12 protein-coding genes and 2 rRNA genes (1 of these 14 running past the window's edge) are annotated in these 11,612 nt (G+C 41.0%); 3 read left to right on the plus strand and 11 right to left on the minus strand.

All coding sequences use genetic code 11. The features are described 5' to 3' along the window. Positions 1-181: 181 nt before the first annotated feature. The 5 genes from ACYH0O_RS22555 to ACYH0O_RS22575 all read right to left on the minus strand — a co-directional run bounded on the left by ACYH0O_RS22555 (position 182) and on the right by ACYH0O_RS22575 (position 3,394). Positions 182-481, minus strand: coding sequence for a DUF5658 family protein (locus tag ACYH0O_RS22555; protein WP_482630427.1), 300 nt, complete (start codon positions 479-481; stop codon positions 182-184). 108 nt (positions 482-589) lie between these two features. After that, the gene (locus ACYH0O_RS22560) at positions 590-1,216 is read right to left on the minus strand and encodes a TasA family protein (protein WP_188048544.1); all 627 of its coding nucleotides are present in this window, start codon (positions 1,214-1,216) and stop codon (positions 590-592) included. A 26-nt stretch (positions 1,217-1,242) separates the two neighbouring features. Then, positions 1,243-1,818 carry a signal peptidase I SipW gene (sipW, locus tag ACYH0O_RS22565; RefSeq protein WP_426892203.1) on the minus strand — a complete coding sequence of 192 codons (576 nt, stop codon included), beginning with the start codon at positions 1,816-1,818 and terminating at the stop codon, positions 1,243-1,245. A gap of 6 nt (positions 1,819-1,824) precedes the next feature. Further along, positions 1,825-2,673 (minus strand): amyloid fiber anchoring/assembly protein TapA, encoded by an 849-nt coding sequence (gene tapA / locus ACYH0O_RS22570; protein ID WP_482630428.1) that lies wholly within the window; start codon positions 2,671-2,673, stop codon positions 1,825-1,827. Positions 2,674-2,797: 124 nt separating this feature from the next. Beyond that, positions 2,798-3,394 carry a CalY family protein gene (locus tag ACYH0O_RS22575; protein ID WP_149156431.1) on the minus strand — a complete coding sequence of 199 codons (597 nt, stop codon included), beginning with the start codon at positions 3,392-3,394 and terminating at the stop codon, positions 2,798-2,800. A 337-nt stretch (positions 3,395-3,731) separates the two neighbouring features. On the opposite strand from ACYH0O_RS22575, the gene galU reads away from it, so the two are divergent. Both galU and ACYH0O_RS22585 read left to right on the plus strand, forming a co-directional pair. After that, on the plus strand, positions 3,732-4,643 hold the full coding sequence (gene galU, locus ACYH0O_RS22580) for a UTP--glucose-1-phosphate uridylyltransferase GalU (protein ID WP_482630429.1): 912 nt from the start codon (positions 3,732-3,734) through the stop codon (positions 4,641-4,643). Between the two features lie 11 nt (positions 4,644-4,654). Further along, on the plus strand, positions 4,655-5,989 hold the full coding sequence (locus tag ACYH0O_RS22585; protein ID WP_482630430.1) for a UDP-glucose dehydrogenase family protein: 1,335 nt from the start codon (positions 4,655-4,657) through the stop codon (positions 5,987-5,989). 50 nt (positions 5,990-6,039) lie between these two features. Here the strand turns inward: ACYH0O_RS22585 and ACYH0O_RS22590 are convergent, their stop codons facing one another. After that, positions 6,040-6,588, minus strand: a complete 549-nt coding sequence (locus tag ACYH0O_RS22590) for a serine O-acetyltransferase (protein WP_482630431.1) — start codon at positions 6,586-6,588, stop codon at positions 6,040-6,042. A gap of 587 nt (positions 6,589-7,175) precedes the next feature. Here ACYH0O_RS22590 and ACYH0O_RS22595 point away from each other — a divergent pair. After that, positions 7,176-7,301: a hypothetical protein gene (locus ACYH0O_RS22595; RefSeq protein ID WP_482630432.1), complete on the plus strand. Its 126-nt coding sequence runs from the start codon at positions 7,176-7,178 to the stop codon at positions 7,299-7,301. A gap of 66 nt (positions 7,302-7,367) precedes the next feature. Here the strand turns inward: ACYH0O_RS22595 and ACYH0O_RS22600 are convergent, their stop codons facing one another. The 5 genes from ACYH0O_RS22600 to ACYH0O_RS22620 all read right to left on the minus strand — a co-directional run. After that, positions 7,368-8,204: an SGNH/GDSL hydrolase family protein gene (locus ACYH0O_RS22600; protein ID WP_482630433.1), complete on the minus strand. Its 837-nt coding sequence runs from the start codon at positions 8,202-8,204 to the stop codon at positions 7,368-7,370. 274 nt (positions 8,205-8,478) lie between these two features. Next, a complete protein-coding gene (locus ACYH0O_RS22605) occupies positions 8,479-8,703 on the minus strand; it encodes a hypothetical protein (RefSeq protein WP_426892197.1) in 225 nt (74 codons plus the stop codon). Between the two features lie 8 nt (positions 8,704-8,711). Beyond that, the gene (locus ACYH0O_RS22610; protein WP_426892196.1) at positions 8,712-9,551 is read right to left on the minus strand and encodes a tyrosine-type recombinase/integrase; all 840 of its coding nucleotides are present in this window, start codon (positions 9,549-9,551) and stop codon (positions 8,712-8,714) included. Positions 9,552-9,711: 160 nt separating this feature from the next. Continuing rightward, positions 9,712-9,828: ribosomal RNA gene (rrf, locus tag ACYH0O_RS22615) — 5S ribosomal RNA — on the minus strand. Between the two features lie 104 nt (positions 9,829-9,932). Continuing rightward, positions 9,933-11,612 (minus strand): 23S ribosomal RNA (locus ACYH0O_RS22620); it runs 1,256 nt beyond the window's last position.

The raw sequence follows: 11,612 nt of genomic DNA on the forward strand, positions 1-11,612 counted from the left end.
TTTATATTTGAGTGTTTTTTGAGAAAAATCTCATAATTTGAGGAAATGGATTATTTCCTGGGAGATAGTGTCGAAAGAATCGATTTAACATGACGTACAAACTAGAGGAGAATATAGTTTTTCATTTATATGAAACTCACTTCAGGAAATGAAAAAACTCCTCTTTTGCGAGAGGAGAAAATCACATAACCGATTGGATGATCCAGATTCCGTGGAGACAAAATACGAAGAGGTAGATGATACTAACAACATATGCTGTAGAAGTTACCCATTTCAGACGCGGGATCCGGTCGTAAAATACAATAAGGACCAAGAAGAGCGATAACAATAGTTTGATACCTAAAAATAGTATGGGACTCGTCATATACAATTCGTTCATAAGAGGGTTGGCTTCTACCATGAAGGAACCATTAAGACCAATAAAGGAGATAATTCCATCCATCAGATTCAGAAAAGCCAAGCCAAGGAATAGTTTCTTCATCCTTTCACCCCTACCTATCATTACTAGAATGTTACTCTGGTTTCTTGACTCATACCCCAATAAATTTAATTCAAAAAAGAAAACCTTGATCTACTTCTCATCAAGGTTCTACCCATTCACTATATTCACTCTTCTTCGGTATTGATAAACATAAACTCCAAGTCCGCTGAAAAATAATAGTCCACCTATCAATAGAAGTTTATAAATGACCGTTCCCGTATTCGGAAGTGTCATTCCACCGACTGGAAGAGATTCGCCCACTATACCTTCTGCTTGAAAGGTGAATTTTAGTTCAGTCATGAGTCCTTGAAATTCATTCCCAAGATGTTCAGGGAACTCGATCTTAAAGGTCATATCCTCTTCTCCTGAACTAGCTAGTTTACGGGCATCAAACCCTTTGAATTCTGAAACCTTTCCCTCATAGATGACCCCTTTAGTATTTGACAGCGTCATCATTAGTGCGTTATATAATTTATCAGAGCCAGATTTCACTTCCGATGACATCGTATATTGAAAATCCTTCAATCCCTGATTCTTGACCTTGATGGTTTTCGTTGTCCAGTCACCAGGCTTCATGTTATCTACTTGAAAGAGTATTCCTGTTGGCGATGTTGCAATATCCACTTCATTTGTCGTATCCCCTTGATCTGCTTGAACCCTTTCCAGTGAAAAAACGAAGAATCCAAGCAGGAAAACCACGCTAATTGTTAACAAGGTGAATCGCTTATTACCCATAGACTCCACATCCTTCTTAGACATCTTTACGATACATTCTTATCAATAGACTCTGACGGTTTCTTTATCTCAATCTGAGAAAGGGCTTTACCAATGACAAAGCCTGAATAGCAAAGGAGTAAAAGACCTGGGATGATGAAGAGGAAGGCGCCGTTTTTGGAATTCATGATGTTCATGAAATAACCTATATAAGGGATGGTGAACCCTGTATATTCACCTACAACATTTTCTGATAAGACAGGCTCTAAATCTGCAGCATCATTATTGTCCCCTTTTGTTTTGTACATGACATGTTCCCCGCTCTTCATTACCTCGACGACCCTATGAGTAACCAGCATGTTCTCTTCTTGTTTAAAAGTGATGACGTCACCATTTTTGAACCGGGTCATATCGCCGCCTGGTTTCACTGCAATGATGGATCCTGTTTGAATACCAGGCTCCATTGATCCGGAAAGGACGGTTTTTATCTGCTTCCCAAATATTTCAGGTTCTCCTCCAGCTGCTTTTGAAGATACAACCACGATAATCATCGTGAAAAGGACGAGGTATAAAACGACCGTAATACTAGAACTGATGAATTTCTTAATCTTCTTTGCGTTCACCTGTAATCATCCTTCCTTTTGCATAGGTGCCTCGGATTCAGTTGTTTCTGTTAGAGACGGTACTTCTTTTCCTTCACTCTTATGTTGTTCTGAGGTTTCATCCTTTTTTTCTAATTTGGTATCAGTCTCAGGACTCACTTTATCCGGTATTTTCACTTCTTCCTTGACTGGGTCACTTTCTGTTTCAGATGCTTCTTTGTTTTGTTCGGCTTTTTGCTCTTTTTCCGCTGGTACCGATTTTTCTTCTACCTCTTTCCCAGGTTCGGATTCTGATTTCACTTCCTCTTTCTCTTGAGATTTTTTAACTTCTTCACACTTCACTGTAATGGTTTCACTCCATAAGTCTTGTCTACTATCATCTTTATTCCCATGTCCCGGCCTTTGAAGAGCTCTAAATTTGTAGTTGCCTGGTTTATTCACCTCAAATGTGAGAACGTCAACCCTGTTTGAGGAAATAGGCTGAATAATCCCATCTCCTATCTTTTTACCTTTCATAGGGTTTCCGCTATCTTTGTAAAACACTTCAAATTCCGTTGTTCCTTTCATATCTCTCCCGTTATTCCTGATTTTTGTAGAAATTTTAATTGGGGGACATGCCTTCACTACTATCGTCTGATCTTTATTTATAAATGCCAATGAGCTTTTATCCCACTGAGAAGACTCCACTTCCCATGTTCCTGCTGTTATTTTCCCCGTCACCTGATCATGATCATTAAAGTATGCATCCGTACCGGAACTGAGATAGGTTCCCGTAATAATGACCATGTACCAGATGGCAAAAAGCTGTAATGCCACACTCCAACGCTTTGAATTTGTTTTAAACTTCCTTGACCTTAAAAAACGGATGGTAATCACTTCCTTTGGTGGGGGGTGGGTTAATCCTGTTCAGGTTGCATAACCCATTTATAAAACCTGAACAGGATTAAGAGTTTGATAGTATGTAAGAAAGGTGGGTGGCCCCACCTTTCCTGATTTACACTTACTTGGCTTCCCCTCTGCCTTGTTTACCTTCGAATGTCCATTCAAGTTCTAGAGTGTCGCCTTGGAATATATTTTGGTCTTTATCATTTTCTACAAATTCATACTGTACAAAGAGGGTATCAGAAGTCCCTGCTTTTAATTTCCCTCCTCTTTCTGCTAACCAGCCACTAAAGATACTTCCTTGAATGACATCAGGTGACATACCTTGAAGCTCTTGAAGAGTTGTTGAAAAGATAGGTACACTTAATTTATCAGCATTTACTAGGAAGTTAACTCGGATATGCTTTCCGAAATCTGCACCATCGTTATCTCCTTTCACATCATTTACAGTGTAAGAAGTTGCTAAACTAAGAGAAGCGATGTCAAGCGTACCATCATTTTTCAGTTCAAATGAGCGAAGCATTGTATCACCCGGTTTAATGTTATGGACATCTATGATCGTCGTTGGATTAGCATTTAATTCAATTGTCCCTGAAGCAAACGTACCAGAAGTTTCAGCTGTGTCACTAAAATACGCATATGTACCCCCACCAATCAGTGATACACCTAGAACCGCTGAAGCTACACCCAAACCTAACTTTTGTTTAATTCCCATCCAAAATTCCTCCTCGTTTTCAAGTATATAGTCCGTTTGTAAGATTTTGTTCTTTTTAACGAACTTACAATTGAAGTATATGACAGAATACCCAGCTTGAAAATGGTTAAATATAGTCAATTTGCCATTAAAAAGAACACTTATTGTTCTTTATCTCGAATTATCTTCCTATTTCTTAATCTTTTGTTTTTTATTAAGAAAAAACAAAATCTTTATTAAGAACGAAAGTCCATTTATTTTCTCATTGTTAAACCTGCGTAAATTTCTACATCCTTAATCATATATGAGCATACATTCTGATAAAATATGAAACATGTACATATTGGAGGCTGATAGAATGAAGGATTCATCTTTATCTAACAACCAGCAACAACAAAAGGTAAAAAAGGTCATCATTCCCGCCGCGGGATTAGGAACACGATTCCTTCCGGCAACGAAAGCTCAACCGAAGGAAATGCTTCCCATTGTCGATAAACCTGCCATCCAATATATTATTGAAGAGGCCGTTCAATCGGGAATTACGGATATTATCATTATTACCGGAAGAGGAAAGCGGAGTATTGAAGATCATTTTGATAAATCCTACGAGTTAGAATCCACTTTGGAGAAAAAACAAAAATGGAGTGCATTAGAAGAAGTACAATCGATTGCAAATCTCGCAAACATTCATTATTTCAGACAGAAGGAACCCCTAGGATTAGGGCATGCCATACTGTGTGCCCGTGCCTTTATAGGGAATGATCCCTTCGCTGTTATGTTAGGGGACGATGTGATCGACTCAGATATTCCATGTCTTCAGCAATTGATTCAAGCTTTCGACCATCATCAAGCACCGGTTCTGAGTGTACAAGAAGTGAATCCAGATGAAGTTTCAAAATATGGCATTGTAAGTCCTTCTTTAACCGAGGGAGCAGACCAGTTAACATATCCCATTGCCGGACTGGTTGAAAAACCGCATCAAGATGAAGCTCCTTCCCGTTTAGCGATCATGGGAAGATATATTCTTACTCCTGATATTTTTCCATATTTAGAACAGGTGAAAGTGGGCACAGGTGGAGAATACCAGCTGACAGATGCCCTCAACTACTACAGTCAGGAATTACCTATTTATGCAAAATCATTTGAAGGACATCGATATGATATAGGCGATAAACTAGGATTCATCAAAGCAACCATTGAATTTGCCATGAAAAGACCTGAACTCCAACAGGACGTAGCTCAATATCTTAAAGAACTACTGAATAAATAAGGAGTGAGACGATGAGAATTTCCATAATCGGTGTTGGATATGTTGGACTGGTGACAGGAGCCTGTCTTGCGAAAATTGGGCATCACGTGACGTGCCTTGATATCGACCATGAAAAAATTGGTCAGTTGAATCAAGGTATATCACCGATTTATGAACCTGGTCTGGAAGCCATTTTACAACAAAATCTAGTAAATAAAACTATTTCCTTTACAACATGCTACAGAACCGCTTGTAATGAAGCTCAAGTGATCATCATCGCCGTAGGAACTCCCTCCAATGATGACGGCTCTGCCGATCTGTCTGCTATTCAAGAGGTCGCCGAAAAAATAGGTTCATTTGTTCAAAAAGAGGATGCCATTATTGTCACTAAAAGCACGGTTCCTGTAGGGACAAATAGAAAGATAAAAAAATGGGTAACAAATCATTTGAAACAAAATACGCGTGTCATGATTGCGTCCAATCCAGAATTTCTCCGGGAAGGCTCAGCGGTACACGATACCTTCAACGGGGATAGAATCGTGATTGGAACCGAAGATCGTCAGGCTGCATCGAAACTTCAAGAAATGCTTAAGCCATTCGGGGTGCCGTTTCTCCAAACTTCTATTGAGAGTGCCGAAATGATAAAATACTCCTCCAACGCTTTTTTGGCCACAAAAATCAGCTTTATTAATGAAATTGCGAATCTCTGTGAGAAACTTGGCGCAAACGTAGAAGATGTTGCAAAAGGAATGGGCATGGATCAGCGCATCGGTCACCAATTTCTGAATGCCGGAATCGGTTACGGGGGATCCTGTTTTCCGAAAGACACCAATGCCCTTGTTCAAATGGCAGGAAATCTTCACCACAAATTCGACTTACTCGAGTCGGTCATTCACGTCAACGCAAAACAACAGGTAAAACTCGTCGAACTCGCCAAAGAGCATATGAAAGATATCAAAGGAAAAAAAGCCGGAATACTCGGGCTTTCCTTCAAACCGAATACAGATGATATTCGTGAAGCAGCCTCCATAGAAATCATAAGTGCCCTGTTGAAAGCTGGAGTTCGAGTCACAGTATATGACCCGGTTTCTCGAGATAAAGTAAAACTTTTATTAGGCGATACCGTTTCCTACGCTCAAGATTGCTTTGCTGCGATTGAAGATCAAGAAATGCTGTTCATTGCAACCGAGTGGGAAGAATTTAAAGTCTTAAGACTTTCAACCATTGCAAATCTAATGAAAACCCCGAATGTGTTCGATGGACGCAATTGCTTCTCTCTTCACGAAGCGAAGAAGACAACAATGAACTATTATTCGATCGGAAGACCTGCTGTAATGAATCATTGTATCGAAAAGGAAAATGTGTAAAAAAAGAAAGCCTTCTCTCCTGGGAGAAGGCTTTCTTAAATAGAACTGAATTAAATGACACGATTCATACTCCGTAACGAATGAGGGATACGTACCTCCCCAACAGGCTTTGCCGGAACTCCTGCTACCACCAGGTTTGAAGCAATATCCGCAGTCACAACGGCATTCGCCCCCACCGACACATTATGGCCAATGTTAACTGGCCCCGCAACCACAGCACCGGTGAAAATCGTCACATTATCACCAATGATAGGTTTGATCTGCCCATTGCGTTCTTGATCTCTTCCACCTATCGTCACATTTTGAAATACTTCCAAATGTGCACCTGCCTTCACGTTGGTCCCGATTACCACTCCAACTGAATGAGCAATTCTGAAACCTGGTCCAATCTCAGCTCCTTGAGAAATTTCTGCTCCGTAGAAAATAATTCCTATAGACCTGAGTATGCGAGGCAAAATGGGAATCCTCTTTTTATACAAATAATGTGACATTCGATAAAGTACTACCAGCCAAAAAGTAGAAAAATTGAACACACTCATGATCAATCCCTTAAACGATAACCCATACGCCTTGTAATCAGACTTAATTAATGTAAACATTGATCTCTCCCTCTACTGGGTTCTTTTTCTGTAGTTTACTAGAGAGATGTTAATAGATTGATTCAAGGAGTTTAGGCTTTTGTAAATTTTCGATTACAACCATTGTTCACATACCACTCTTCATAAATGAACAAACCAAAACTTTGAATTTTAAGGTAATCAGCTTGGCCTTCTTACTTTTTCTCATTGTGGCCCTCCTTGCACAATTTGTGAATATATTTTTATATGAAGATTTTCGTTCCAAAATTCATTAAACATTCGTTTAACCAGATTCACTCGTATATCAGTGATGCTGGTTCCTTTAAACAAACGTTTGATTAAATCGTTAGTCTGCCTCGACATTTTGTGACAACTGTAATCCCATGTTTCATTACCATCCTCCCATTCTATTCCCTAATGACAACTTATGAATAATCCAATAGAAATAGTTAGACTTCATTTCCTAATCATTCCAACGAAAAGGACGGCGAATTTTGTAAGAAAGATACATATGATTCCCTATATATTTTGAGCGGTATCTAGTAGAAAATAAGAATACACACAAATAGGATCAATGAATACGAATTACAAAGCAATGGGGGTACGTTATGAAAATCATTCATAAGCTTCTTGCTACTTATTACTTCTCTCTTATACAAAGTTGTCTAGATGAAAAAATGAAGGAACAGCTCAATCAGAAACTAAAATTTCATGAATCTAAATTCACAGCCTAAAAAGGTGTACTTTATCTAAAAAAGCCCTCAGCTCTATGAGGACTCATCAACTCTATGGAATTTATCCTATGACTTCTCTTTTCTGCCATCTCTTACAAAATACTCCTTCAAGTACTCAGCCCAAGTTTCATTCCCTTTCTCATTTGGTACATTTCCTTCAGTAAGAAAATCTTCAATCACTTTCTTATTAAAATCTGGCCATGCTTTCCAATGATCCAAATAAATATAGTTATTTTGTTTAGTATAACGTTCTAAATCGTTTTCTTCATGCGGATAGTAAGTGGCTCCATAAATAGGATTTGCAGGCTGGATCAAGATGATCAGGTCTGGATTCGCTTTTTTGAAAGATTTTATAATCTTTGAAATGTTTTTCAGTCTTTCAGACATTTTGATTTCTCCATTGTCATAGAGTAAAAAAGGTTCCAGCAAAAGAATGTCGGGCTTCATATTCACCAATTCTTTATGTATATTCTCTTCAACCACCTGTTGCGATGTTTTGCCGCTTATTTCCTTAATCGTTACATGGATTAACGAATCCCCATATGCATCGAGTAAATTCCTTTCCAGTAACCGTGGCCATGCTTCATTCTTTTTTGAAGTGGAGGAAGAGCCGGTGATCATAAGGTGTACAGGACGCCTCTCTTCTATAGCCCTTTGAAAGGTAGGCTGCAGATCCTTCGGTAAGAAATTGACCTTATCAAGCTTTACTAATTTATTTTTGTCTGGCTTTTCTTCCACTTGCTTTCCCTCTATAGAACTCTTTCCTTCAACACTACCTCCATCATTCTTCTCTTCAGTTAGCTTCGCCTGAACAGCACTGACCTTTTGATTCCAGTGGTACTTCCCCCCTATTACTGTTGAAATCGTCATAATGGTTAGAATGATGAGCAGAAACTTTTTCACCTTGACTCCCCCATAATCTATCAATTTGTAACTCTATGATACAGAAGGAATCTTACATATTTTGTATATCTATGTAGATGACCGTCCCAAAAGTTCCGACAAAATAAATGAGGATTGACGCATGAATAATAATATATTCATGGCACTTCTAAATCTGTGGGTCTGATTAAGGGGGAGAGTATGAAAGCTAAGTTATCATTATTCAAGATTACTCTTTCTACTATTTCAAAAAAACCCCTCTATCATTTTTCTGATAAAGAGGTTCTACCATTCATTAATCAATTAACCTGGCTACGGCTGCTCCACACTTCTCACATCTGCCTTCCAATACGGTTTTATGGTTTTCAGAACCCACAATATAATCAATGATTGTAGTCACTCCACAGTTTCGACAAAAGACATTTCCCTCGAGTTTCTTGCGTATGTGACCTGGTATGGCCATCCATCTTCTATTTGCTAATTCATCCTTACTCATCATCCTCACCTCAATCCATTTCATAATACACTTTATGAATCCTTCGAAAAAGTTCGTCGAATCGCATTCTCAAATTCAGTTTCAGGAACGCGCGACTTCGCATACCTTTTCGTTACATTTATGTCCCTATGTCCCGCCAACTTAGATACCACTTCAAGGCTGGCACCTTGATCGATAAGATGCTGACAAAATGTATGACGAAGCTTTTGAGCATTAATATGAAACTTCTTAAGCATATATTGCACCGATCGCTCAGTTAAACGCTCATTGTTTCTTGAAACGAACACCGCTTCCTTTGGTTGAATAGCACCCATATAGAAAGAAAGATACTCTATCAATTCTTCAGACATAGGAATGATCCTTCTATCTCCATGAGTATCCAAAACGTTTACCTGTTTTGTTCTAAAATCAATATCAGATATATTCAGGGCGCAGAGCTCTGAAACCCGAATACCCGTATGAAGCAACATATAAACAATCGCTATGTTTCGTTCATTTTCACTTTCTCTTACTTCAGATAAAAGTTCCTCACACTCTTCCTTAGAAAGTGTTTCGATTTCATCCTTTTTATTTCCCTGTTTGATCTTTATATCAAACGTAATGTCAGGTCTCTTTAAATATTTAGCAAAGGTTCGGATCACACCAAAAACCTTATCCGTCGTGATCGGACTCTTTCCCTTTTGCTCTAAAAATACGATATATTTCTGAACATCTTTCTGATTAATATCTACAAGTTCCTGATTATGATCCTGTAGCCATTTCTCATATTTCTTAAGTTCCTGTTGGTAAGTCGAGATGGTATTTGATGATTTCCCTTCATGTTCAAGCCATGTTAAAAACTGATCAATTGTAGTACTAGAAGATCCTTGCAAGAGTACCATCCTTTCGAATCAAACCTCTGTTTACTATTATCGTAGAACTTATAGATGAGGAAGTCAACTTCTCCGAATGTAGCAGGCAGGGAGAAATTTGTCTGTAAAACAAATAACAAAAAAAAGAGTAACTCCTAAGAGCTACTCTTTTTTCACATTTGCCTGGCGACGTCCTACTCTCACAGGGGGAGATCCCCCAACTACCATCGGCGCTGAAGAGCTTAACTTCCGTGTTCGGCATGGGAACGGGTGTGACCTCTTCGCCATTGTCACCAGACGAATTATTCAATTGAAGGATTGTTCCTTCAAAACTAGATAAAGAATTGATGTCAAGAAAGCCGAATATCGACCCATTGTTGTTCATTTAATAAATGACTCTTTGTGGTTAAGTCCTCGATCGATTAGTATCAGTCAACTCCACATGTCGCCATGCTTCCATCTCTGACCTATCTACCTAGTCATCTTCTAGGGATCTTACTCACATACGTGATGGGAAATCTCATCTCGAGGGGGGCTTCATGCTTAGATGCTTTCAGCACTTATCCCTTCCGCACATAGCTACCCAGCGATGCCTTTGGCAAGACAACTGGTACACCAGCGGTGCGTCCATCCCGGTCCTCTCGTACTAAGGACAGCTCCTCTCAAATTTCCTGCGCCCACGACGGATAGGGACCGAACTGTCTCACGACGTTCTGAACCCAGCTCGCGTACCGCTTTAATGGGCGAACAGCCCAACCCTTGGGACCGACTACAGCCCCAGGATGCGATGAGCCGACATCGAGGTGCCAAACCTCCCCGTCGATGTGGACTCTTGGGGGAGATAAGCCTGTTATCCCCGGGGTAGCTTTTATCCGTTGAGCGATGGCCCTTCCATGCGGAACCACCGGATCACTAAGCCCGACTTTCGTCCCTGCTCGACTTGTAGGTCTCGCAGTCAAGCTCCCTTGTGCCTTTACACTCTGCGAATGATTTCCAACCATTCTGAGGGAACCTTTGGGCGCCTCCGTTACTCTTTAGGAGGCGACCGCCCCAGTCAAACTGCCCACCTGACACTGTCTCCCACCCCGATAAGGGGCGCGGGTTAGAATTTCAATACAGCCAGGGTAGTATCCCACCGATGCCTCCACCGAAGCTGGCGCTCCGGCTTCCAAGGCTCCTACCTATCCTGTACAAGCTGTACCAAAATTCAATATCAGGCTACAGTAAAGCTCCACGGGGTCTTTCCGTCCTGTCGCGGGTAACCTGCATCTTCACAGGTACTATAATTTCACCGAGTCTCTCGTTGAGACAGTGCCCAGATCGTTACGCCTTTCGTGCGGGTCGGAACTTACCCGACAAGGAATTTCGCTACCTTAGGACCGTTATAGTTACGGCCGCCGTTTACTGGGGCTTCGATTCGCACCTTCGCTTGCGCTAAGCACTCCTCTTAACCTTCCAGCACCGGGCAGGCGTCAGCCCCTATACTTCGCCTTACGGCTTCGCAGAGACCTGTGTTTTTGCTAAACAGTCGCCTGGGCCTATTCACTGCGGCTCTCTCGGGCTTGCACCCTACCAGAGCACCCCTTCTCCCGAAGTTACGGGGTCATTTTGCCGAGTTCCTTAACGAGAGTTCTCTCGCTCACCTTAGGATTCTCTCCTCGCCTACCTGTGTCGGTTTGCGGTACGGGCACCTTTTTCCTCGCTAGAGGCTTTTCTTGGCAGTGTGGAATCAGGAACTTCGCTACTATAATTCGCTCGCTATCACAGCTCAGCCTTCACGATGATGGGATTTGCCTCATCATCAGCCTAACTGCTTAGACGCACATATCCAGCAGTGCGCTTACCCTATCCTCCTGCGTCCCCCCATTGCTCAAACGGAAAAGAGGTGGTACAGGAATATCAACCTGTTGTCCATCGTCTACGCCTATCGGCCTCGACTTAGGTCCCGACTAACCCTGAGCGGACGAGCCTTCCTCAGGAAACCTTAGGCATTCGGTGGATGGGATTCTCACCCATCTTTCGCTACTCATACCGGCATTCTCACTTCTAAGCACTCCACCAGTCCTTACGGTCTAGCTTCGC

The sequence above is a fragment of the Rossellomorea sp. H136 genome, from assembly GCF_056838065.1.